This window comes from Streptomyces abyssomicinicus (genome assembly GCF_008974245.1).
Lineage (GTDB): Bacteria > Actinomycetota > Actinomycetes > Streptomycetales > Streptomycetaceae > Streptomyces > Streptomyces abyssomicinicus.
This window is the reverse complement of sequence record NZ_BBZI01000007.1, coordinates 320,256-343,894: the sequence shown is the minus strand read 5'-3', so window position 1 is coordinate 343,894 and position 23,639 is coordinate 320,256. Positions and strand designations below refer to the sequence as shown.

19 protein-coding genes are annotated in these 23,639 nt (G+C 72.8%); 8 read left to right on the top strand and 11 right to left on the bottom strand.

The features are described 5' to 3' along the window. Positions 1-35 precede the first annotated feature (35 nt). Positions 36-683: a TetR/AcrR family transcriptional regulator gene (locus GBN72_RS15010; RefSeq protein WP_151772294.1), complete on the bottom strand. Its 648-nt coding sequence runs from the start codon at positions 681-683 to the stop codon at positions 36-38. Positions 684-835: 152 nt separating this feature from the next. Between GBN72_RS15010 and GBN72_RS15005 the strand changes: the two genes are divergently transcribed. Continuing rightward, positions 836-3,097: an ABC transporter permease gene (locus GBN72_RS15005; RefSeq protein WP_174887141.1), complete on the top strand. Its 2,262-nt coding sequence runs from the start codon at positions 836-838 to the stop codon at positions 3,095-3,097. Positions 3,098-3,186: 89 nt separating this feature from the next. Here the strand turns inward: GBN72_RS15005 and GBN72_RS15000 are convergent, their stop codons facing one another. Further along, entirely contained in the window at positions 3,187-4,026 is an 840-nt protein-coding gene (locus tag GBN72_RS15000; RefSeq protein WP_151772293.1) for an SDR family oxidoreductase, read from the bottom strand. Between the two features lie 64 nt (positions 4,027-4,090). Here GBN72_RS15000 and GBN72_RS14995 point away from each other — a divergent pair, with 64 nt between their 5' ends. Beyond that, positions 4,091-4,744 carry a TetR/AcrR family transcriptional regulator gene (locus GBN72_RS14995; RefSeq protein WP_151772292.1) on the top strand — a complete coding sequence of 218 codons (654 nt, stop codon included), beginning with the start codon at positions 4,091-4,093 and terminating at the stop codon, positions 4,742-4,744. A gap of 538 nt (positions 4,745-5,282) precedes the next feature. Continuing rightward, complete coding sequence (locus tag GBN72_RS14985) at positions 5,283-7,052, top strand: ATP-binding cassette domain-containing protein (protein WP_151772291.1); 1,770 nt, start codon at positions 5,283-5,285, stop codon at positions 7,050-7,052. Positions 7,053-7,141: 89 nt separating this feature from the next. Here the strand turns inward: GBN72_RS14985 and GBN72_RS14980 are convergent, their stop codons facing one another. Continuing rightward, positions 7,142-8,485: a M14 family metallopeptidase gene (locus tag GBN72_RS14980; protein ID WP_151772290.1), complete on the bottom strand. Its 1,344-nt coding sequence runs from the start codon at positions 8,483-8,485 to the stop codon at positions 7,142-7,144. Positions 8,486-8,686: 201 nt separating this feature from the next. Here GBN72_RS14980 and GBN72_RS14975 point away from each other — a divergent pair, with 201 nt between their 5' ends. Further along, complete coding sequence (locus GBN72_RS14975) at positions 8,687-9,595, top strand: fructosamine kinase family protein (RefSeq protein ID WP_151772289.1); 909 nt, start codon at positions 8,687-8,689, stop codon at positions 9,593-9,595. A gap of 635 nt (positions 9,596-10,230) precedes the next feature. Here the strand turns inward: GBN72_RS14975 and GBN72_RS14970 are convergent. Beyond that, positions 10,231-10,962 carry a DUF7873 family protein gene (locus GBN72_RS14970; RefSeq protein WP_151772288.1) on the bottom strand — a complete coding sequence of 244 codons (732 nt, stop codon included), beginning with the start codon at positions 10,960-10,962 and terminating at the stop codon, positions 10,231-10,233. 159 nt (positions 10,963-11,121) lie between these two features. Here GBN72_RS14970 and GBN72_RS14965 point away from each other — a divergent pair, with 159 nt between their 5' ends. Then, positions 11,122-11,598, top strand: coding sequence for a hypothetical protein (locus GBN72_RS14965; protein ID WP_151772287.1), 477 nt, complete (start codon positions 11,122-11,124; stop codon positions 11,596-11,598). Positions 11,599-11,629: 31 nt separating this feature from the next. On the opposite strand, the gene GBN72_RS14960 is transcribed toward GBN72_RS14965, so the two are convergent. The 6 genes from GBN72_RS14960 to GBN72_RS14935 all read right to left on the bottom strand — a co-directional run bounded on the left by GBN72_RS14960 (position 11,630) and on the right by GBN72_RS14935 (position 18,090). Beyond that, positions 11,630-13,150 carry a sensor histidine kinase gene (locus GBN72_RS14960; protein WP_246212497.1) on the bottom strand — a complete coding sequence of 507 codons (1,521 nt, stop codon included), beginning with the start codon at positions 13,148-13,150 and terminating at the stop codon, positions 11,630-11,632. Beyond that, a complete protein-coding gene (locus GBN72_RS14955; protein ID WP_151772286.1) occupies positions 13,147-13,884 on the bottom strand; it encodes a response regulator transcription factor in 738 nt (245 codons plus the stop codon). The genes GBN72_RS14960 and GBN72_RS14955 overlap by 4 nt, the downstream gene beginning before the upstream one ends. A 188-nt stretch (positions 13,885-14,072) precedes the next feature. Then, on the bottom strand, positions 14,073-15,734 hold the full coding sequence (locus GBN72_RS14950) for a CotH kinase family protein (RefSeq protein ID WP_151772285.1): 1,662 nt from the start codon (positions 15,732-15,734) through the stop codon (positions 14,073-14,075). Next, complete coding sequence (locus GBN72_RS14945; RefSeq protein ID WP_151772284.1) at positions 15,734-16,411, bottom strand: DUF4956 domain-containing protein; 678 nt, start codon at positions 16,409-16,411, stop codon at positions 15,734-15,736. The genes GBN72_RS14950 and GBN72_RS14945 overlap by 1 nt, the downstream gene beginning before the upstream one ends. Continuing rightward, positions 16,408-17,250 carry a polyphosphate polymerase domain-containing protein gene (locus GBN72_RS14940; RefSeq protein ID WP_151772655.1) on the bottom strand — a complete coding sequence of 281 codons (843 nt, stop codon included), beginning with the start codon at positions 17,248-17,250 and terminating at the stop codon, positions 16,408-16,410. Before GBN72_RS14940 ends, GBN72_RS14945 begins: the two co-directional genes overlap by 4 nt. Before the next feature lie 204 nt (positions 17,251-17,454). After that, positions 17,455-18,090 (bottom strand): sugar O-acetyltransferase, encoded by a 636-nt coding sequence (locus GBN72_RS14935; protein ID WP_151772283.1) that lies wholly within the window; start codon positions 18,088-18,090, stop codon positions 17,455-17,457. A 255-nt stretch (positions 18,091-18,345) separates the two neighbouring features. Between GBN72_RS14935 and GBN72_RS14930 the strand changes: the two genes are divergently transcribed. Together GBN72_RS14930 and GBN72_RS14925 are read left to right on the top strand one after the other, a co-directional pair. Beyond that, entirely contained in the window at positions 18,346-19,449 is a 1,104-nt protein-coding gene (locus GBN72_RS14930) for an amidinotransferase (protein ID WP_246212496.1), read from the top strand. 266 nt (positions 19,450-19,715) lie between these two features. Beyond that, entirely contained in the window at positions 19,716-21,209 is a 1,494-nt protein-coding gene (locus tag GBN72_RS14925) for a glycoside hydrolase family 43 protein (RefSeq protein ID WP_151772282.1), read from the top strand. A gap of 27 nt (positions 21,210-21,236) precedes the next feature. Here the strand turns inward: GBN72_RS14925 and GBN72_RS14920 are convergent, their stop codons facing one another. After that, positions 21,237-22,256, bottom strand: coding sequence for a TetR/AcrR family transcriptional regulator C-terminal domain-containing protein (locus GBN72_RS14920; protein ID WP_151772281.1), 1,020 nt, complete (start codon positions 22,254-22,256; stop codon positions 21,237-21,239). Between the two features lie 179 nt (positions 22,257-22,435). Between GBN72_RS14920 and GBN72_RS14915 the strand changes: the two genes are divergently transcribed. Next, positions 22,436-23,632, top strand: a complete 1,197-nt coding sequence (locus GBN72_RS14915; RefSeq protein ID WP_151772280.1) for an FAD-dependent monooxygenase — start codon at positions 22,436-22,438, stop codon at positions 23,630-23,632. Positions 23,633-23,639 lie beyond the last annotated feature (7 nt).

Below are 23,639 nucleotides of genomic sequence, written 5' to 3'. Positions count from 1 at the left end.
AGGGGCGCGGGGCGGCGCGTAGGGGCCGCCCGGCGCTACGCCCCCGTGCCCCCACCGGCCCCGGCCACGCGCCGCGGGCGGCTGACCGGGGCGAGGAGCATCCCGGCGATCGCGTCGGAGAGGAAGTCGCCGACGGCCGGCCAGTCGGGCTCCTCGCCGTCCCGTTCCGCGCGCTCCTCGATCTCGGCGCACGCCGAACTGATGAGGTGGGCCATCAGCGCCGTCCGGCCCCGCACCACCGCAGGGTCCAGATGGCTCAGCCGGGCGCCCACCGACTGCGCGATCCGCGCGGTGACCGGCGCCGTCGCGGCGGTCCGGCGCATCAGCTGCGAGACCGAGGGGTCGTGGAGCGCGAGGCTGAAGAAGCGGGCCCGCCACGTCGGCCTCGGCAGCTCCGCCAGCACCTCGGTCACCGGGACGACCAGGGCGCGGACGTCGCCCAGCAGCGAGTCGGAGCCGTCGAAGACGGCCCGGCCCCGCACCTCGACCTCCTCCATGTGCCGCTCGACCAGCGCGCGCAGCAGGCCGTCGCGGCCGCCGAAGTGGTAGCCGACGGCCGAGTGGTTGTTGTTGCCGGCCGCCTCCGCCACCTTCCGGTCGGAGACCTGGGCGATGCCCTGCTGGGCGAACAGCCGCTCGGCGGCGTCGAGCAGGGCGGCCCGCGCCCGCTCCGATCTGGCCATGGACGGCTCCTGGGCTCCGTGTGAGATGTCCGACGTTCAGCGCCAAGTTAACCCACCCGAAGAGAGTAAGACACCTGACTTGATTTACTCTGGGCGCTCAAGGCTAAGTCGGGCGACTTAGTTCGGCTCGCTGCACGGAGGAGCACCACACCTTGGACACCGCCACCGCACCCAACGGGGAAACCGGCGCCGCCGGGCTTCCGTCCGGTCGGCCGCCGGAGGACCGCAGGACGCGCATCGGGCGTTACGTCGCCCTGTTCGTGATGCCGTTCCTGATGGTCACGATGATGTACGCGAGCTACGTCGGCACCATGCACGAGCCGACCGCCGACCACATGCCGGTCGCGGTCGTCGGCACCGGGCCCGCCGCCGAGGCGGTCGTCTCCGCGCTCGACGACTCCCCCGGCGGCACCGTCGACGCGCGGCTGGTCGGCGACGCCGACCGGGCGGTCGGCCTGCTGCGGGACCAGGAGGTCGCCGGTGTCCTCGAGGTACCCGCCGAGGACGGCGGCCCGGCGGTCCTCACCACCGCGTCGGCGGGCGGCGCCTCCCAGGCGAGCACCGTCGCACAGCTCCTCACCCCGGTCACCGTGGGGCAGGGCTGGGACCTCGAGACGAAGGACGCGGCGCCCCTTCCGGACGGGGACATGGCGGGCATCGCCGTGCTCTTCGCCGCCATGGGCATGATGCTGGCGGGCTACGTACCGCTGAGCGTGCTGACCATGTCGATGCCGTACCTGCTGTCGGTGCGCCGCTTCGTGCCGCTGCTGGCGGGCTGGTCGTTCGTGACCAGCAGCGTGATCTGGCTGATCCTCGGGCCTCTGGTCGGCGCGGTCGACGGGCACTACCTCCAGTTCGTCGGCATCGGCATGCTGGCGACCGGTGCGGTGGGCTGCGCCCAGATGCTCTTCACCAAGCTGGTCGGGCCGCTGGCCGTGCTCGTCGGCATGCTGCTGTGGGTGTGCTTCGGCATGCCGGCGTCGAACCTGGCGCTGTCCGTCCACACCATGCCGGGCTTCTTCCAGTGGCTGCACGGCGTGCTGCCGCTGCCCGCGGCCGGCGAGTCCCTGCGCAGCCTCCTCTACTTCGACGGCCGCGGCCTGGACGGCCACCTGATCACCCTGGGCGTCTGGCTGGTCGCCGCGCTGGCGCTCGCCCTGCTCAAGGAGCGCAAGGGGCACCTGATCCCCGCCGCTCCCCCGGTGACCGACGGCAGCACCCCGCTGCCCGCGCTGGCCGGCGGGCCGGTGCGGCCGCTGTGGGTGCGCCGCCTCGCGGCGGTGGCGTTCCCGCTGTCGATCCTGGTGATGGTGGTCGGCCTGATGGGCGCCTCCATGCACAAGCCGCAGATCCACGACATGCCGGTCACCGTGGTCGGGGCGACCACCGGGCAGGCCGGGCAGGTGACGGCGGCGCTCGAGCCCGAGCTGGGCGGGATGCTCGAGCTGTCCACCGGCGACTCGGTGGAGGAGGCCGAGGAGCGGATCCTCGACCAGGAGATCGTCGGCGCCTACGTCCTGCCCACCGAGCGCGGCGGGGCGGCCACCCTGCTGACCTCCTCGGCCGCGGGCAACAGCCAGCACATGGCGCTGCGCCAGATGTTCCAGCAGATCGCCGCGGGCTCGCAGACGCCGCTGGAGACCAAGGACGTCAAGCCGCTGACCGCGCACGACACCATGGGCAGCAACAGCATGTACGTCGGCATGTCGTGGATCATGGCCGGCTTCCTGCTGATGGCGGTGCTGCGCGGCGGCGCGCCGGAGCTGACCCGGACCCGGCGGATCCTGCCGTTCCAGGCGGGCTGGGCGGTGGGAATCTCCGCCTGGCTGTGGCTGCTGTTCAACGTCATGATCGGCGCGATCGACGTCCCCGCGTGGCAGTTCGTCGCCTGCGGTGCGCTGACCGTGTTCGCCGTGTCGCTGGCCACCGCCGTGTTCACCCGCACGGTGGGCCTCGCGGCCATCGTGCCGGTGATGGTCGTGATGATGCTGGCGGGCGTGCCGGCCTCGGGCGGCGGCATGTCGGTCCACATGGTCCCGGAGGTCTTCTCCCACCTGAAGGACGTGCTGCCGCTGCCGGCGGCGGTGGACGTCGCGCGCAGCATGGTCTACTTCGACGGCCACGGCATCGGGCGGAACATGCTGGTCGTCGGCGTCTGGGGCGCGGCGGGCCTGGTCCTCAACCTCGTGGTGGACGTGTGGCTCAAGCGGCGCGAGGCACGCGCCGGCGGGGCCCCGGCCGCCGCTGTCCCCGCCGGGGGCGCCGCGGCCGACGCCACGGGCGGGGCCTCCGACGCCTCGCGGGCCCGGGACGCCTCGGCGGCCTCCCTCCGCGCCCCCGTGGGCGCCGACGCGGAAACCGGGGCGGCCACCGACGCGGACCTGGACGAACCGCAGCCGGCCGCGGCCCGCTGACCCCACGGCGCCTGACGCGCCGTGAGCAGTGAGGGAGGGCCGGCCCGGGGATCCCCGGGCCGGCCCTCCCTCACGTCACTCCCGGCGCGTCAGGCGCCGGAGGCGAGGCGGCCGGAGCGCAGCGCGGCGACGACGCCTCCGTCGACGAGGAGATCGGTGCCGGTGACGAAGGTGGCCTCCGGGCCGAGCAGGAAGGCCGCGGCGGCCGCTATGTCGTCCGGCGTGCCCAGCCGGCCGGTGCCGGAGGCCTCGACCATGGCCCTCATGTGCCGCCCGCTCTCCCCGGAGAGCTCCTGCCGGCCCATCGGCGTCGAGATGACGCCGGGGCTGATGGAGTTGACGCGCGCCCCGCGCCTGCCCCATTCCGTGGACGCGGCGTGGACGCGGAGCCGGTTGGCGTACTTCGACAGCGGATAGGCGCCCTGCGCGCCGAGGGCGTCGGCGTCCAGGAAGGGCAGCGCGAGCAGCTCGTCGGCGGGCGTGTGGGCCAGCGCCTGCTCCGTCTCGGCGGTCAGCGCCCCGGGCGGCAGCATGTGCCCGGCCATGCTGGCGATCACCACGCCGGCGCCGCCGGGGGCGACCACCCTGCCGAACTCCTCGAGCACCACGGCGGTGCCCAGCAGGTCCACCGCGAGGATCGCCTTCGCGGGGGCCTGCACCGGGGAGAGGCCCGCCGTGTGGACGACCTGGGTGACCCGCCCGAGGCCCGCGGCGGCGTCCGCGAGGGCGGCGACGGAGGCGCGCGAGGAGACGTCAACGGCGTGGGTGACCACCGAGTGGCCCTGCCCCCGCAGCTCCTCGCCCACGGCCCCCAGCGCCTTCTCGTCGAAGTCCGCGAGCACCAGGGTCCCGCCGGCGCCCTGCCGGCGGGCGATCGCCCGGCCCATGCCGCCGACGCCGATGACGACGATCACGTTGCTGCTGCTCATACACATCTCCATTAACGTTACGATCCGTTTCGTTAAGTATTTTACCGCTCGTAGAATGACCCGCATGGCACCGGAACGGCGACGTGGCAGGCCCCGCGACACGGGCACGGACGAGGCGATCCTGGACGCCGCGCGCGACCTGCTGCTCCGCGACGGCTACGCCCGGCTGTCGATGGAGCGGATCGCCGCGGAGGCGGGCGTCGGGAAGCCCACCGTGTACCGCCGCTGGCCGTCGAAGGCGGCGCTGGTCGCGGACGTCACCCGCCGCGCCTCGCTCGCGGTCGTCCCGGACGGGGAGTTCCCCTCCCCCGCCCCGGGGGAGGTCGTGCGGACCCTGGTGGCGTGGTTCGGGGCGCACGCGAGGACGGTCACCGACCCCCACAACGCCGCGCTGGTCCTCGCCCTCACGGCGGCGGCCGCGGAGAGCCCCCAGGACGCCGAGTCCCTGTACCACGCCAACACCCGCCACCAGCACGCCGTCATCGCCGGCCTGCTGCGCACGGGCGTCGAGACCGGCGAACTGCGCCCCGACACGGACGTGGACGCCGTCGTCGGGGCGCTCATCGGGTCGAGCCTCTACCTGCTGCTCACCGGCAGGCCCGCGGAGGCGCCGGAGCGGGCGGAAGGACTCGTCCGCGCCCTCCTGGACGGCCTGCGCCCACCGCCTGCCTCCGCCCCCGCCGCGCCGCGCGGCGGCCGCAGCGGCTCTCCCGGCTGACCCGCCGGCCCATGACCCGGGCGGTGCCGCGACCGCCGCGCCACCTGCCGGGCCGCTCGCCGCGGCGCCTGTCGCACCACTCGCCGCACCACATATCATGCCGCGCTTCATGCTGTTATATGACTGATCAGTCGTCACCCACCCGATCGCGCGCTCGCCCGGAACCCCGTGCGCCCCAGGGGTCACGGCACCGGCGTTTCGGCCACCGCCCGGACCTCCGGGGACCTCCCGGCACTGCGACGGCGCTCCCCGTCCCTTGCGCCGTACGGGTTGCGGCCCGTCCGAAATCGAGCGCGTTCGATTCGCCGGTCGCGTCGTTGTGCTGTGCACCGGCGCATCACCGCACCGTCGTGAACCCGACGCACCGTTCAGGAGGACCGCGTTGACCGCACAGGAAGCAGTACCCCCGCCGACCTCGGCGTCCGGCCCGCCCTCGTCCCCTCCCCCGCCACCCCCGCCACCCCCGCCCGCACCGGCGGAGATCACCTACCAGGGGCACTACTCCGTCAACCCCCTGGCCCAGGTCTCGTTCCGGGCCATGTGCGCGCAGATCCCCCGGGTCCTGGGCCGGATCGGTGCCCTGTGCCTGCGGACCGACCGCCGGGCGGTGCGGCTGCTGGTCGGCTGCCAGGTGGTGACGGGCGTGTCCGCGGCGGTCCTGCTGACCGCGACGGCCCGCGCGATGGGGCCCCTGCTGGCCGGCGGGGCGGTCACCGACCGGCTGCGGGGCGCGCTGCCCGCGCTGCTGGTGGTGGCCCTGGCCGCCGCGCTGGCACGCGTCTGCGGCGCCGTGGCGGTCTACGCGGAGCGGCGGGTGACCCCCGTGCTGACCACCGCGACGGACACCATGCTGGTGGAGGGGGTGTGCCGGGTGGAGGCCTCGGCCTACGCCGTCGACGGCTTCTCCGACCGCCAGGAGGCGGCCGAGATGGGGGTCATGCGCACCCAGGTGATGGTCGGCGACGCGCAGCGGTTGCTGTCCGCGCTGATCCGGATGGTGACGGCCGGCGGCGTGCTGGCGGTCCTCGATCCGGTGATGCTGCCCCTGCTCCTGCTGGCCGTGCTGCCCGCCGGGGTCGGAGCGGTGCTCACGGCCCGGGTGGACTACGGCATCCACTACGCCAACGTCGCCGACCGCAACGTCCGGGGCATGATGCGCTGGTGGGCGACGACACCGAAGTACGGCGACGAGGTCCGGGCCAACTCGATGACCGACTACCTGGTCTTCTGGTACCGGGCGCTGTCGGAACGCTGTGACCGCCGGACCCTGTCGGCGGCCCCCCGCACCTTGTGGATCTCGCTGCTCTCGGCGCTCGCCGGAGGCGTCTTCCTGGTCGCGACCTGGGGCACGCTGGCCTGGCTGGCGGCCACCGGGAGGATCGAACTCGCCGTCGCCGCCACCGCCGTCGTCGCCGTGCAGACGACGCTCGCCGCGCTCTCCCAGGTGGTGGTCAACGGGGCCGCCGTCTTCCACACCAGCCTCTACCTGGGCGACATGCAGACCTTCCTCGACGACGCCGCCGCCCGCGCCCCCAGGCGCGGCGGGCACGCCCTGACCGCCCCGGTCGAGGAGATCCGGCTGGAGGAGGCCGTCTACCGCTACCCGGGCAAGGACAGGCCCGCCGTGGACGGCGTGTCACTGACTCTGCGCCGCGGCCAGATCCTCGCCGTCGTCGGGGCCAACGGCTCCGGCAAGTCCACCCTGACGCGCCTGCTCACCGGCGTCTACCTGCCCGACCAGGGCAAGGTCACCTGGAACGGCGCCGACCTCGCCGGCACCGACCCCGCCACCGTGTGGGCCCACACCGGGCTGGTGCCGCAGATCTTCGCCCAGTGGCCGCTGCGCGTCCGGGAGAACATCACCCTCGGCCAGCCCCGCGGCCACGACGACGGGCCGGTCTGGGACGCCGTCGACGCGGTGGGCCTGCGCGAGGCCGTGGAGGACCTGCCCGCCGGGCTCGACACGCTCCTGGCCCGCGACGTGTTCGGCGGGGCGGAACTGTCCGGCGGCCAGTGGCAGCGCATCGCGTGCTCCCGCGCCCTCTACCGCAAACCCGCCCTGCTCATCCTGGACGAGCCGACCTCCCAGATGGATCCCCGCGGCGAGCACCGGATCTTCGAACGCGTGAAGGCCATCGCGGCCGACCGGATCACCATCGTCGTGACCCACCGCCTGGAGAACACGAAGATCGCCGACCACATCGTCGTCATGGAGCACGGCCGGATCACCGAGCAGGGGCGCTACGACGACCTCGTCCACGCCGGCGGCACCTTCGCCGAGCTCCTCACCCTCTCCCAGGACCGCTGACCCGGGAGACTCTGAGACCCGGCAGACTCTGGAGACCTTGGAGACCCGCCGGCCCTCCTCCCGCGCGGGGGGAGGGCCGGCGGCTTCCGTCAGGCGCAGTACTGCGCCTGCTTGCCGATCGACCGGTACATGCAGTCCGCGTTCTCCAGGAGCTGCAGCACCGCGTCACGGTTGCGGGACGTCTCCCGCTCGATCACCTCGTCGGGCGGGTAGAAGCCGCCGCCGGAGCTGGACGAGGGGTACATCTCGAAGGTGTACGAGAAGATCCTGTGCACGCCCCAGAGGTAGTCGTTGATCGACCCGTCCGTGATGTACAGGTCGCTGGACTGCTCGGCGGTGTAGCCGTTGCTGGCGGCCATCTTCTGTCCCACCGCGGCGAAGGCGTTGCGGTCGTCGGCCGTCATTCCGGTCGCCGTGTCGGAGTAGGTGTAGCCGTACGGCCACAGCACCAGCTCGCTGTAGGTGTGGAAGTCCACGCCCGCCTTGATCTGCTGCGTGCCGCCCACCACCCGGCTGCGCACGAAGTCGGCGACCACCTTGACCTCCTTGGCGGACTCCCCCGCGGTGCCCCGGTAGGTGTCGGAGGACGCCGAGCCGGAGGAACCGCCGCAGCAGCCCCAGCGGTGGGCCCAGTTGCGGTTCAGGTCCGTACCGACGTAGGAGGAACCGGAGTTGGGCTGGCGGTTCTTGCGCCAGGAGCGGTAGGAGCCGGAGGCGATGTCGTACTCGCCGCCGTCCGGGTTGAGATCCGGGACGATCCAGATCTCGCGGCCGTTCACCATGCTGGTGACCCGGGAGTCGGTGCCGTAGTCGCTGGTCAGTTCACGCAGCAGGTACAGCGCCATCTCCACCGTGAGGTGCTCACGGGCGTGCTGGTGGTGGGTGAACAGCACCTCCGGTTCGGCCTCGTCGGTGCCGACGTTGTCGCTGATCTTGACGGCGACGATGTTGCGCCCCTGGTACGAGGTGCCGATCACGCGCTGGGAGGCGATCTGCGGGTTCGCCTGGACGATCGCGTTGATCTCGCTCGTCATCTCCGCGTAGTTGTGGTACCTCGAGTCGGCGGACGGGAAGTCGAGCGGGGTGACGCCGTCCGCGCCGGCGGAACGGTCGGGGACCGCGGCGAGCGGGGTGATGTCGTAGCCCTGCGCGCGGAGTTTCTTGATGTGGCCGGCGGTGCCGGAGACGACGACGCCGTGGCCGTGGACCTCGTCGACGGTCACCCCGGCCCGCTGGATGGCGGTGCGGTCCTCGGCGGTGGAGTGCAGGTGGACCTCGTACTGGCGGATCTCGTCCGCCGCCGCGGCGCCCGTGGCCGGGGTGTCGTCGGCGGACGCCGAGACGGGGGCCGCGATGGCCAGGGCGAGCAGAACGGCGAGGGCGGCGGTGCGTCGGCGGCTTCGGGGTACCGGGCCGTGGAGGCGGAGTCGCATGAAGTCTCCTCGATTCTCCGGGAGTTCGGGATGGTTCCGGATCTGGGGAGTGGCGCGGGGTGGTGCCTCGGTGCGACGTGCGCGGTACGACGTGCTGGCGCGGGTGTGGCGCCATCGTGCGGCGATGGCATGCCCCGGTCAAGAGCGGCGAACCGGAACCTGGCCGGAACCGGCCCGGCCGCGCGGTGGTTGAATGCCCGCATGCCACAGCAGGAGACACTCGTCGAACGCCTTGCCGAGGCGGGCTTCACCGCCGTGGCGGTGGAGGAGGCCACCGGCGGAGCGATAGCCGTCGCCGGCCTGGCCACCCTGCGGGACGGCACGGAGGTCTTCGCGAAGACGGTGCGCGGGCCGGGGCCTGACCTGTTCACCGTGGAGGCCGCCGGGCTGGCCGCACTCCGCGGACTCGGCGGGGTGCGCACGCCGGACGTGCTGCTGGCCTCTCCACGGCTGCTCGTGCTGGAGCGGATGCGGCCGCGGGTGGACACCGAGGCGTTCTGGGAGGCGCTCGCACGCACCGTCGCCGCCCTGCACCTGTCCACCGTCACCGACCGGTTCGGCTGGCACCGCGACGGCTGGCTCGGCCGCATGCGTCAGGACAACACGTGGGACACGGACGGGCACCGGTTCTTCGCCGAGCGGCGGATCCTGCGGTGGCTGCCGGAACCGCGGGTCGAGGCGGCGTTCGACGCGGAGGACCGCCGGGCCCTGGAGCGGCTCTGCGCGGCCCTGCCCGAGCTGGTTCCGGACGGACCGGCGTGTCTGACCCACGGCGACCTGTGGGGGGCGAACGTCGTCGCCACGGCCGAGGGCGCACCGGTGCTCGTCGATCCCGCCGTCTCCTGCACCTGGCCGGAGGTCGACCTCAGCATGCTCTGGTGCTCGCCGCGCCCGGCCGCCGCGCGGCGGTTCTTCGCCGCGTACCGGGAGGTGGCGGGCCTCCAGGACGGCTGGGAGGAGCGCATGCCCCTGCTCAACCTCCGCGAACTGCTCAGCGCGGTCGCCCACGGCGACGACAGCTGGGGCGCGGTGGAAGAGGTCCGCAGGCTCGTCCGGCCGTTCCGCCGCACGGGGAGCGCCCCCGGGCGTCAGGCGGTCACGCCGTCGTGAGCCTCTGCTTCGACCCGGTACCCCTGCTCGGAGAGACCAGGACGGTCTTCGGCAGTGCATGGGAAGACCGTATGCGGCTGAACGTGCCCGGCCCCTTCCACGGCGCGCGGACGGGCGACGGGCCGCTCGCCCACGCCGGACGACCGGCTGCCGGATCTGTGACGGTGCCGTACGCCGGAACCGGGTCCGCACATGGCGGAACCCGGGAGCGGTATCCGGCTCCCGGGCCCCTGGGGATGCCACCCGTTGCGCACGCCGACGGCGTTTCAAGAGGCGGGATCAGACTCAGAACCTCGTGTTCTTCCATTGAACTACCGCGCCGGGAAGAGGCGCAGGCGAGAGTCGAACTCGCACTTCGAGGAGGTTCGTCCCACCCCGGTCGAACCGGCGATAGGTGGCGATGCTGAAATTCGAGCGAGAGTCTGAGATTCAGGCGGCGTGCCTCTGCCGATTGGGCCACCCCGGCGCGTGGTGCCGGGGGAAGGATTCGAACCTTCACCGTCGCCGCTTGTTCAGGCTGATGTCGTTCAGTTTCAGCTTGCGCTCGCGGTACGGACCGGTCCTCACCCGGTCCGCGCCCGATACGCACCCCCGCGCTCGCACGCGGGGGCGATCATGGGGCCACCCCTGCGACCTCAGTCGAAGAGGTAGCCGAACACCGCGTCGCCGACCCGCTGGTCGGTGACCTCGGCCGAGTTGGCCTCCTCGCGGGCGAACTTGACCGCCCGCTGGAGCTTCTCGACCCGTTCGAGCAGCTCGTTCACCCGCCGCGCCGGCAGCGCTCCGGAAAACTTCACCGTGGTCCAGTAACCGATCGGCACGTCCTCGTAGTAGACCTCGACCTGCGCCGGGTGCTTCTCGGTCGCCTCGGCCTTGACGTGGTTGCGCGGCACCTTCTTGGTGCGGATGGTGCGGACCGGGTCGGTCTTCCACCAGTCCGTGGACGGGTCGAGCGACCAGGACTCGGCGGCGTCGAGCACGGGGAGCTTCTTGACGAAGGTGTGCAGGTCGGTGAGCTGCTTCTCCAGGAAGAGCAGGTAGCTGACGGGCACGTCGGCGGCGAGCGTCCGGCCGTCGACCGTGACGTCGGCGGAGGCCGTGCGGTTGGCCCAGTCCTTGGTCGCCGTCACGTCGAACAGACGGGTCAGGGACGCGGCGGTCTCCCGCAGCACGTCCTCCGCCTTGACCTGCACGCGCGTCGACTCGGGCGGCAGCTGCTCGCCCTCCTCGTCCTTCGGCTGGTACGACCGCGAGATGCCCGCCAGCAGCGCGGGCTTCTGCACCTTGTGGTGCGCCGCGGTGATGTCCTGGAACGACTTGCTCTTGACGCCCTTTTCGACAGCGATGATCTGGTTGAGCTTCGCCATTGCGTCCCCCCTTTCGAACACGAGGACCATAGACCACGGAGGCCGGGCGTCTCCTCCGGTTTTCCGGGCCGCCGGGGCCGGCGGCACCGTACCGGAGCGCGCCGCCTTCTGGCACCATGCATCACCGGTCCCGGCCCGCTCCCCCGCCCCGGAGGACACATGCGTATCCGCTCCCTGCCTGCCCTCACGATCGTGGCGCTCTCCCTCCTCGCAGGCTGCTCCCAGGACGACGAAGCGGCGGACCACGGGTCCGGGGCCGCGTCGTCGGAGTCGTCGTCGGAGAACAAGCCCTCCGCCGGGGAGGCCAGCGCCCTGGAGCGGGCCGTGGAGGCCTATGTCACCGCCTATTTCGGCAACGACGCCCCGACGGCGCTCGGCATGATGTCGCAGCGCTGCCGGACCGTGCTCGTCCACGAGGCGGAGCACGCCGACAAGCGGGGCGAGGAGGCGTACGCGGCCGCGGTGGAGCAGGTCGCCGGGGAGCACGGCCCCCGGAAGGCCGCGGACGTGACGGTGGACGAGGTCACCGGCGACCGGGCGCGCGTCTCCTACCGGGTCGAAGGCCTCCCGGAGTTCGACCAGAAGGGGCAGCCCTGGGCACGCGAGGACGGGGCGTGGAGGTACGACGCCTGCTGACGCCCCCGCCGCCCGCGCGGCGGGCGGGTCCTCACGGCCGGGGCAGCACGAGGCGGAACGTGGCCCCGCTCCCGGGTCCCGGGTCGAGTTCGAGCCGCCCGCCGTGTCCTTCGGCGACGGCCGCGGCGATGGCCAGCCCCAGCCCCGACCCGCCCTGGGCGCGGGAGCGGGACGGATCGGCCCGGTAGAAGCGCTCGAAGACGTGCTCGGCGTCGTGCGGCGACAGCCCCGGGCCCTCGTCGGCCACCTCGACGACGACCACCCGGGTGCCGGGCAGGAAGGCGGGCGCCGTGCTGACGCGCCCCGGCGCGTCGGTCCCGCCGACGCGGGCGCCGGCCGGACCGGCGCCCACCCGGACGTGGATCGGCGTGCCGGGCGGTGTGTGGGTCCGGGCGTTCGAGAGGAGGTTCTCGACGATCTGCCGCAGCCGGTGCGGGTCGCCCAGGGCCTCGACGACGTCCAGTTCCGGGGCGTCGTCGCCGCCCGGTCCGTCACCGAGGGGTTCCAGGGTGACGGGGTGGCCCGGACGCTGGAGGGCCGCGTTGCTCACCGCGTCCGCCGCCAGCGACAGCAGGTCGACGCCCTCCCGCTGGTAGGCGGGCTCGCGGTCCAGCGTGGCGAGCAGCTGCAGGTCGTCGACGAGCAGGCCCATGCGCTCGGCGTTCTGCGCGACGAGCCGGTCGGCCTCCCGTCGCTCCCCCTCGGTCCGGCCGTCCGCGCGGAGGGCGAGCTGGGCGAAGCCCTGGATGGCGGTCAGGGGGGTGCGCAGCTCGTGACCGGCGTCGGCGACGAACTGGCGCAGCCGGCTCTCCGATGCCTGGCGTTCCTGCAGCGCCTTCTGCAGCCGGTCGAGCATGGTGTTGAGCACCCTGCCCAGTCGTCCGATCTCGGTACCGGGATCGGTGTCCGGCAGCCGCAGGTCCAGCCGTCCGGCGGTGATCGCCCCGGCGGCGCGCTCCATGCGGGTCAGCGGCAGCAGGCCGAGGCGCACCACCCCGCGGGCCAGTGCCAGCAGGGCCGCGACGGTGACGGCGAGCAGCAGGGCGTCCATCCAGAGGAGTTTGGACGTCGCCCCGTCCACGGTGTCGAGCGGCAGGGCGACGACGGCTCCCATGCCCTGCGGTCCGGTGCGCAGCAGCACCCGCCAGTTCCCGTCGCCGCTCTCCGCCTCCACCGTCTCGGGCCGGCCCTCCGTCAGGCCGAGTTCCTCCTCGGTGCCGGGGAGCCGTGGGCCCGGCGTGTCGTCGGAGCCGAGCACATAGTCCAGACGCTGTCCGGAGGCGTTGTAGAAGTAGACCCGGAAGTCCGACGGCAGTGCGCCCGCGCCCGCCACGGGCGGGGGGCCGTCGGGCCGCCGGGCGTCGCTGAAGGCCGGCGGACGCGGCTGGAACGCGGCGAGCTGCTGGTCGACCCGGTCGAGGAGCCACGACCGCAGCACGAAGAACCCGGCCAGTTCGGACGCGAGGACCGCCACCGTGGCCAGCACGGTGACACCGAGGACGAGGCGGCCGCGCAGCGAACGGGGGGCGACGGGACGACGGAACGCGCTCACTGCTCGGAGTTCCCCTGGTTCTCGCGCGGCAGCCGCAGGCAGTAGCCGACCCCCCGGACCGTGTGGATGAGCGGCGGCTCGAACCGGTCGATCTTCTTGCGCAGGTACTTGACGTAGGTCTCCACCACGCGGGTGTCGCCGGCGAAGTCGTAGCCCCACACGTGGTCGAGGATCTGCGCCTTGCTCAGCACCCGGCCGGCGTTGTCGAGGAGGTAGGAGAGCAGCTTGAACTCGGTCGGTGAAAGCTGCACGTACTGACCGGCCCGGTGCACCTCGTGCGCGGTCTCGTCGAGTTCGAGGTCGGCGTAGCGCAGGACCGTGTCCGGCAGCAGTGCCTCGGATCCCAGGGTGCGCCGCAGGATGGCCTGGATGCGCAGCAGCACCTCCTCGATGTTGAACGGCTTGGTGACGTAGTCGTCGGCGCCGGCGCTCAGCCCCTTGATGCGGTCGTCGACGCCGGCGCGGGCGGTCAGGAACAGCACGGGCACGTGGTTGCCCGCCTCGCGCAGCCGGCGGGTCACCTCGTAGCCGTCCAGGTCGGGCAGCATGACGTCCAGGAGCAGCAGGTCGGGGTGGAGCCGGTCGGCCTCGGCCAGGGCGGACCGGCCGGTCCCGACGCTGCTCACCCGGTAGCCGCTGAGCCGCAGGGTCGACTCGAGCAGGGTGCGGATGCTGGGTTCGTCCTCGACGACGAGGAGCCGGTGCTGCGGCTCCGCTCCGGAAGGGTCGGTCATGGTGCTGTGCGGTCCCGTTCTTTCGCTGAGGTCCACGGCGTGCCGGGGCGTGGGCCCGTACCGGACGTTACCTGCGGTGGGCCGCGAGCCGTGCTCGCGGCGGGCATGTCTCCTCCGGCAGGAGCGGGGGCGGGAGCATGCCCGGGCGCCCGGACGGGGCCTCGGGGGGCTCCGTCCGGGCGCGGGGGTCAGCCGGTGACCTCCTCGTCCTTCGCCAGCGCCGCGGCGCGTTCGGTGACCGTCGTGCGCAGGTTCTCCACGGCGGAGTCCAGGCCCTCGCCGTCGGCGCCCGACTCGCGCGCCGCGTCGGCGACCCGGTCGAGCGATTCCACGGCGGCACCCGAGCCGTAGAACTTCTCGTACAGCTCCTGGTAGGCCTTCTTGTACACGTCGTCGAACGCGTCGGACTCCAGGAAGCGGTCCTTGAGGGCGTGGCCCGACATTCCGCCGCCGCCCATGCCTCCCCGGCCGCCCTCGCCCTCGGCGCCTTCCTCGCCCTGGGCCGCCTCCGGGCCGCCCGGCACGCCGCCCTCCGGCATCCCTTCGGGCATTCCCCCGGGCATCCCTTCCGGCATTCCCTCGGGCATCCCTTCCGGCATTCCCTCCGGCGTCCCTCCGGGCGCGCCGCCCATGCCGATCTCGTCGTCCGGGCCGGCCGTCGCGTCACCGGAGAAGGTGAGGTTGTAGTCCCAGCCCAGAACGGTGAACTTCTTGGTGCCCAGGTCGTACCGGAGCAGGTAGTTCCTGCCCGGTCCGGCCATGTCGTCGAAGTTGAGCAGCAGATTCTGCGCCGCCACGTAGGTGGCGAAGGACTCCACGTCGACGTGCTGGCCGAGCTCCGCCGCGAACTCCTCGTCCGACGCCTCCTCGACCCACTTGACGAGCTTCATGACCGGTTCCAGGTCCTGGCTGCCGACCTTGTTCAGCTGCTTGAACGAGGACTCGTAGTCCGTCGGGTCGTCCCCCACGTAGGCGAAGCTGCTGCCGGCCCGCGCCTTGTACACCACGCCTTCGCCGTCCCCGGAGGTCTCGGCGTACTCGGTGTCGGGGCTCTCCACCATGAGCCGGGTGGTGACGGGCCGCCCGTTCACCTCGAACGAGGTGAACGCGTAGCGCTCGTTCTTCAGGCCGCTGGAGTCCATCAGGCTCAGCGCCAGCGCCTCGTTGACCGGGAGTTGCTCGTCGGTGCCGGGGCGCAGCGAGATCTCCCGCTCGCCCTGGTAGGCGCGGCCTTCGACGAATTCGTCGATCTTGATGAGCCAGGGCAGTTCCTCCGGCTTGTCCTCGGACAGGTCGTACTGCGTCATCCCTCCCCGGCCACCGCCACCGCCCTGCTGCGGGTCCTGCGCGGTACCGCCCTGCCCGGCTGCCTCCTGCGCGGTGCCGCCCTGCCCGGCCGCGGCGCCTTCCGGCGCCGTGCGGCCGCCGCCGGGCATGCCCGCACCGCCGCCGCGCAGGGACATGAGCGTGGAGTTGCCCTTGAGGCGCAGTCCGACGTCCTCCAGGTACACCCCGTCGACAGTCAGGTCCGCCTCGATGTACTCCTTGTTCCCGTCGTCCTGGAACTCCTTCATCATCTTGTCGAACTCGGTCTGGGCGTAACTGACCTGCACGCTGTGCGCCACCGAGGTGTCGTACAGGTCGACGGTGCCCTTGATGTCCTGGGTGATGGGGTCGCCCTCCGCCGTGGAGGAGGAGGTGACGTACGGCGAGATCCGGGCGTCGCCGAAGCCGTACACCATGACCGCCAGGCCCGCGCAGAGCGCCCCCACCGGTTTCCAGTGGTGCCGCAGCCGGACCGGAACGCGGTCACGCAGGCGGCGCCGGGGGGCCTTGACGTCGCCGGCCATCACAGATCGGTCGTGTCGTAACCGGTCAGCACGGTCACCCGCTGGCCGGAGGTGCGTGCCTGCAGCGCGCTCACCAGCTCGCCCGGCTCGGCACCCTTCTTCATGCGCACCGTGTAGAACACCTCGTTCAGCGCCCCGCCCCGGATCGTCTCGGTGCTCACCAGCTCGAACTCGGTGGTGTACTTGATGAGCACGTCGCTGATCGCGGGCGCGTAGTCCTCACCGGCCGGGACCTGCACCTTGACCACCTGGCGCTGGACGTTCAGGGCGAACCAGTTGAACTTGGACATCACGAGGACGACGGCGCAGATCACGACGGCGCCGACCGCGGCCAGCGTGTAGAAGCGCGCACCGCAGGCCATGCCGATCGCCATCGCCAGGAATATGAAGCCGACGTCCCTGGTCTCCTTCACCGCGTTGCGGAAGCGGACCACGGACAACGCGCCGACCAGGGAGAACGCCCGGGCCAGGTTGGAACCGACGACCAGCATGATCAGCGCGACGATCATGCCGACGATGACCAGCGTCTGGACGTACGACTGGCTGTAGGAGACGTTGCGGTGCGTGTAGCGGTACACGTAGCCGATCAACGTGCTCAGGACGAACGACAGCGCCATGGCCGCCACGACGTCGGCGACGCTGAACGTGCCGCTGAGTTCCTGCAGTTCGAAGTTCACTGTGCTCCTGCTTTCACCGGCGCATCGGACGCCGGCCGCTGCGCGGGCAGCGGCTTGTCGGTAGGGGTGGTGGGCGGCGGGTAGTCCGCCTCGTGGACGTGGAAGACGGACCGCGGGGCCCGCCCGAACGCCTCGATGGACTGCACGTACTTGGAGACCCGGACGAGGTTGAGGTTCCGGCGCGCGGTCAGGTCGGTGATCCAGTGCGGGGTGCGCTCGTTGACCTTGATCTCCATCACCGCCAGGTGGGGCGGGACGGTGAAGCGGTTCTCCGGACGGGGGGTGCCGAAGTGGAAGTCGCGGTCCCGGCCCCGGATCCGCCGGTCGAAGGTCACGCGCAGACCGGTGTCCGCGTCACGGCCGACCAGGGCCTCGCGCTGGTACCCGGTGATCGCGGTGGGCCGCAGGTTCAGCCGTACGACCAGTTCGAGGACCTCCTGGACGAAGGCGCTCTCCTTGGCCGAGTGCTCGATGAGCTGCCGGCCGTCGCAGAGCTGACGGGCGGCCCCGTAGCCGAGGGTGATCCGGCGCTTCTGGGTGACCCGGTTGACCCGCTGCTTGATCTCCACGCACACGGGGGACTCGTCGGTCACGCCGTCGAGGTCCCCGTAGTGGCGGATGCGGAGCTTGCGCCGGAACTTCAGTCCCTCGATCTTCTCCCAGTAGAAGCGCAGGTCCGGAGTGTCGTAGTAAAGGCTCCAGACTCCGTAGCCGCCGACCGGGCTGTGCAGGTCCCGGTCCATCCGCCCGGCCAGCTCGTCCCTGATGCCGGCGGCCTCCTCCACCGGCACGAGGTACTTCAGCTCGAACCGGTTGAACGCGTGCAGCCTGCTGGCCACGTGCAGGGGTTCCGTCACCCTGGGCCTCCTTCGTCGTGCGGTGCCGTTCGATCGGCACCGCACACGGAAGCAGCGCTGTGTGAGAGAACGCCGAGAATTGCGCGGCAAACGCGAGAGAGACCAGGGATGGCCGGAAGGTGAACCCGCGCCTTCCGCCCGGCACGCGTCCCCCGACGGCGGGCGCCCGCCGCCCGGCGCGGAGGGTTACCGCACGTCCGGCGGGCGGGGCGCGACGCGCGTCGTCAGGTCCTCGTCCGTGATCTTCCGGACCACCCGGCACGGCGTCCCCACCGCGACCGTCATCGCGGGGACGTCACGGCTGACGACGCTGCCCGCACCGATCACCGAGCCGTGTCCGACGCGGACGCCGGGCAGGACGACCACGTTGCTGCCGATCCACACCTTGTCCTCGATGTGGATAGGTTCCGAGAACCGCCCGAAGCCGGCGCGGCGTGCGGGGTGGACCGGGTGGCCCGTCGTGGTCAGGGTCACGCTGGGCGCGATCATCACCGCGTCACCGATGCGTATGTCCACGTCGTCGACGAAGGTCAGGTTGACGTTGCCGAAGAAGTCGTCGCCGATGTGGACGTTGCTGCCGTAAGCGGCGTGGAACGGCGGCAGCAGCACCGGGCGCTCACCGATCGAGCCGAAGATCTCGCGGAGCAGGGCCAGACGACGCCCCGTCTCGCTCGGCGGTGTCCGGTTGTAGGCGAAGACCTCGTCCGCGCGGCGCAGCGGGTCCATGAAGGCCGCGTCCGACTCGTTGTACAGCAGTCCTGCCGCGATCCGGGCCCGGACCTCCTCCTCGCGGGCACGGTCGTGGGCCTGTCCGTCCGTCACAGGGGTGCGCCCTCCCTCTTCCGCCCCCGACCGGGGGTACACCTGTCCGATCCTCCGATCCCGACCGTACGCGGACACGTGCGGTGCGCGTCGGGACTCCCGGAAAGTCGGGGCCCCCGGGGCGGTCGGCAGGGGCACCGGCCGAAGGATGTAGTCCTCGGGTCGTCCCTGACGACGATGTGCCGGTCATGTGATGTATGCGACGTTTGTGGTGTCCCTGATTCCGGCCTTTCCCTTCGAGGGAGGAACCCGATCATGACCGGCACCATGGCCCTGCCCGGCAGCTCCACCGAGGTCACCGCGGCCACCGTGGCCCCCGGCCCCGCAAGGCCGCGCCCGGTGGCCGTGACCCACGAGTGGGGCGTCCTCGAGGAGGCCGTGGTCGGCCGGACGGCGGACTTCGTCGTGCCCGCCGACCTCGCCCACGGCTTCCCTCCCGAACTCACGCACCTGCCGGAGCCTCTGCGCGCCGCTCTGCGGCGGTGGGCGGGCAGGCGCTGGTCCGAGGCCGATCCGGGCCACTACGCGGCGGCGGTCGAGCAGCTCGACGCCCTGGCCCGCTTCCTCGGACGGCGCGGTGTGACCGTGCACCGGCCGCGCGAGCTGACCCCGCACGAGATCCACGCCTACCCGGAGGGCGGCCCCGACCCGGCGGGCGAGGACGGCGCCGACCGCTTCGTGTCGCAGACCTATGTGCGCGACCCGATGGTCGTCGTCGGTGATCAGGTGATCGAGGCCGCGATGCGGCTGCCGAACCGCTTCCCCGAGCGGTTCGGCCTGCGCCCGGTCTTCGAGCTGGCCGCCGCCCGGGGGGCCCGCTGGACGGTGATGCCGCCGCCCTCCCCCGTGCCGTTCGGCGAGCTGTCCCGCGCCCGGGGTCCCTTCCTGGAGGGCGGTGACGTGATGCTCTTCGGCCGGGACGTCCTGGTCGGCTGCGGGGCGTCCTCCGACGAGGCCGGGGCCCGCTGGCTGGCCGGCCTGCTCGGGGACGGTCACCGCGTGCACCCGGTGCCGCTCGCGGCCGAGGCGATCCACCTGGACGTCGGCATCACCGCGGTCCGTGAGGGCCTGGCGGTGGTGTGCCGCGAGGTCTTCCCCCACGGCCTGCCCGCCGTGCTCGACGGCTGGGACCTCGTCGAGGTGGGCCTGAAGGAGGCGGTGGAGCTCCTGGCGGGCAACAGCCTGGTGCTGGGGCCGGGTGAGGCACTCGTCGACGACCGCCTCACCCGCCTCGCCGAGGACCTCACCGCCCGCGACGTCACGGTCCACACGCTGCCGTACGACGCGGTCTCCCTGTTCGCCGGCGGCCTGCGCTGCTCCCACCACCCGCTGGTGCGCGCACTCCCCGGCGGGCGCTGATCCCGGCCCGCGCACGCCGGCCGACCTCGCCGGCTGGGTCCCGGGCACCGCGGGCCGGGCGGCGCCGTCCACCGGCCGACCGCCGGCCGCCGCCCCCGCGCGACGGTCGCGGGCCGCGGCCGTCGTCGCGCGCGCCGGGCGAACGGATCCGGCCGCCTCGGCTCCGGGGGCTGTACCGGCGGCCCCCGAGGCCGAATACTCGGCCCGTCAGCCGAACGCCCGCCGTCCACCACTCCGCCGCCCCTCCTTGCGAAAGGCATGCGCAAATGCGACTTCCGGAGCGTCCCGTCGTTCCCGGGTTCCACCCCGACCCCAGTGTCTGCCGGGTGGGGAGCAGCTACTACCTGGTCTGCTCCAGTTTCGAGTACGCCCCCGGCGTTCCGGTGTTCCGCTCGCAGGACCTGCGGACCTGGCGGCAGATCGGCAACGTGCTGGACCGTCCCTCGCAGCTCGCGGTGAACGGGGCCGGCCCCTCCGGCGGCGTCTTCGCGCCGACGCTGCGGCACCACGACGGCCGGTTCTGGATGATCACCACCAACCACACCCACCGCGCGGGCCTGTTGCTGGTGACCGCCGAGGATCCGGCCGGGCCGTGGTCGGACCCGGTCTGGATCGACGCCCCGCCCGGTGTCGACCCCGACCTCGCCTGGGACCAGGACGGCACCTGCCTCGTCACCTGGTCGGGCGCCGACGCGTCCGGGCGCTCGGTGGTCGTGCAGGCGGAGCTCGACCCCGTCGCCGGCAAACTCCTCGAGGAGCCGCGGCAGTTGTGGAGCGGCACCGGCGGAAAGTACCCCGAGGCGCCTCACCTGTACCGGATCGGCGAGCACTGGTACCTGCTGATCGCCGAGGGCGGCACCGAGCGCGGGCACACCGTCACCATCGCCCGGGGCCCGTCCCCGGCCGGGCCCTTCGAGCCCTGCCCGGACAACCCGCTGCTGACCGCCCGCAGCCTGGCCACGACGGTGCAGAACACCGGGCACGCGGATCTCGTCCAGCGCCCGGACGGCAGCTGGGCCATGGTCTACCTGGGCGTGCGGGCCCTCGGCGGCACGCCGCACTGGCACGTGCTGGGCCGTGAGACCTACGCCGGCGAGGTCGTCCTCGACGACGACGGCTGGCCGCGCCTGGGAGACCCGATCGAGCCGGACGCGCCGGCCGCCCTGACCGAGGAGCTGACCGGGCCCGCCCTGCCGCTGTCCTGGGTGGCGGCGGAGAGGTTCCCGGCCGAGGTGCTGCGCCCGGCGGAAGGCGGAGGATGGCGGCTGACCTCGGCCGCCGGTGCCGACCCGGTGTTCGTGGGACGCCGTCAGCAGCACCTGACCATGCGGGCGCGGACCACCCTGGACGTCTCCGGCGGCACCGGCGGGCTGGAACTGCGGGTGGACGCCCGGCACGCCGTCACCCTGGAGGCCGGTCACGGTGCGGTACGCGCCGTGGCGACGATCGGCGAGGTCCGCGCGGTGCTCGGGGAGCGCGAGGCCGGTCCCGACGTCACCCTCGAACTGCGCACCGGCCCGCCGTCCGGCCCCGGCCTCTCCCACGGCCCCGGGCCGGACGAGATCGTCGCCGGCGTCGTGGACGGCGCGGGATTCCACGCACTGGGCAGGCTGGACGGCCGCTACCTGTCGACGGAGACCGCGGGCGGCTTCACCGGCCGCATGATCGGCCTCACCTGCTCCCGGGGCCAACTCGCGGTCGCCGCCTTCTCCTACCGGGGCAGCGACGAGCCGGCCCCGCCCGAGGGCGCCGGGGCGTGAGGAGGCCCGCCGGCACCCGGTCGCCCCTCAGGGCGTCCGGCGTGCCCCGGTCTCCTCGGCCGCCTCGGCCTCCCTCGCCTCCCGCGCCTTCTCGGTGAGGAACGCCGCCAGGCCGTCGAGGAGGCGCTGGAGCCCGAACTCGAACAGGGCGTCGAGGTCGAAGTCGTAACCGCCCGTGGTGACGAGGGAGAGCATGGGGAACCGGCCGGTGGCCATGACCTGCTGGAACGCGGCCTCCTGGCTGTCCAGCCACTCCTCGTTGTCGAGGCCGGTGTGCGCCTCGGCCTCCCGTTCCGTCTCCAGGTGGACGGCGATGCCGCGGGCGTGGTTGAGCAGCGTGAGATGCGTGGTGAACGCGGTCTGCGGGTCCAGCCCCTCGCCGAGCATCGTGGTGAGCATCCACTCGCTGTACTGCATGCCCGCGAGGAGCATCTGAGGGCGGGTCACCGACATGGCAGGTGCCAGCCAGGGGTGGCGGCGGAAGACGGTCCAGAGCTGCCGGGCCGCCAGCTCGACCGCCTCACGCCAGTACGCCGGCCGCTCGGCGGGCAGCGGATGCTGGGCGATCACGGTGTCCAGCATCCGCGTCAGCAGGTCGTCCTTGTCGGCCACATGACGGTACAGCGACATGGTCGCCACCCCGAGCTCGGCGGCCACCCGGCGCATCGACACCGCGGCCAGCCCTTCCGCGTCGGCCACGGCGACCGCGGCGGCGACGATCCGCGGCAGGGTCAGCGCCCCCGCGGCAGGCTGCGCGGCGCCGGGCGCGACGGGGCGCGGCAGTGCGGCGGCGGCGCGGGCCGGGCGCGCCGGGCCGGGGCCGCCCGGGGTCTCCACCACGGTCCCGACGCCGGGAACGGCACGCACCAGGCCCTCGTGGCGCAGCTCGGTGAGCACCTTGGTGGCGGTGGCCATGGCGACGCCCCACTCCTTGGTGATCTCCCGGGTCGAGGGCACGCGCTCGCCGGGCGCCAGTTCGCCGCTCGCGATCCGCTGCCGGAGTTCGGCGACGATCCGGCTGTACCGCGGTCCCGCCTGCTCACCCATGGACACCCTCCGCACTAGTGCACTCCGAGGGGGTCCATCCTAGCCGCGTCGACTGCGGATCCGCGCCGGAGCGCCGCCCGACCACCTTGAGCGCACTAGTGCGCAATACGCCAACGACCCACACCAGCAAGGCTTTTACCGCTTGCGACACATTGAGCGTACGGCGTATATTCGCCGCCATGACGAACAACGAGATACTCGTGTCCGGTGCCGGCATCGCGGGCCCCGCCCTGGCGTACTGGCTACGCAAGGGCGGTTTCACCGTCACCGTCGTGGAACGCGCGCCGGAGCCCCGCCCGGGCGGGCAGACCGTGGATCTGCGCGGCGCCGGCCGTACCGTCGTCGAGCGGATGGGCCTGATGGACCGGGCGAGGGCCGAGAGCGTGGACCAGCGGGGCCTCGCGAACGTGGACGCCTCCGGCCGCGTCACCGTCCGGGTTCCCGCCGACACCTTCGGCGGCGAGGGGATCGTCTCCGAGATCGAGATCCTCCGCGGCGATCTCGCCCGCCTGCTGTACGAGGCCACCGTGCCCGGCACCGAGTACCTCTTCGACGACACGGTCACGGAGCTGGCCCAGGACTCGGACGGCGTCACGGTCTCCTTCGAGAAGGCCGCACCGCGCCGGTTCGGGCTGGTGATCGGCGCGGACGGGCCGCACTCGGTGGTGCGCGCGCTGGCCTTCGGGCCCGAGGCACGGTTCGTCCGGCCGCTCGGCCTCTACAACGCCTGGTTCACCGCCACCGACGAGCTGGAGCTCGACGGCTGGTACCTGATGCACAACGCTCCCGGCGGCCTGGTCGCGTCAGCGCGGCCCGGGCGCCTGCCGGGCGAGATCAAGGCCGGTCTCAGCTTCCGCTCCGCACCCATCGCCTACGACCGCCGCGACGTCGACGCCCAGCGGGAGATCGTGGCCCGGCGCTTCGCCCACGTCGGCTGGGAGACCCCTCGCCTGCTGCGCGCCATGCGCACCGCCCCGGACTTCTTCCTCGACTCGATGGACCAGGTCCTCCTCGACAGCTGGTCGCGGGGCCGGGTGGCGCTGCTGGGCGACGCCGGGTACTGCGCCTCGCCGTTGACCGGCCTCGGGACCAGCCTCGCCCTGGTCGGGGCCTACGTCCTGGCCGGGGAGATCGCGGCCGCCGGGGGCGACCACCGCGTCGCGTTCCGGCGGTACGACGAGGTGATGCGCCCGTACGTCGACCGGGCCCAGCAGCTTCCGCCCGGCGGCGCCGCGGGGTTCGCCCCCTCGGGCCGGCTCGGCATCCGCCTGCGGGACCTGTCGATGCGGCAGATGACCCGCTGGCCGATGAAGTCCCTGTTCGCCGCCCAGTTCGCGAAGGCCGGGGACATCGCGCTGCCGTCGTACGAACGGTGACGAAACG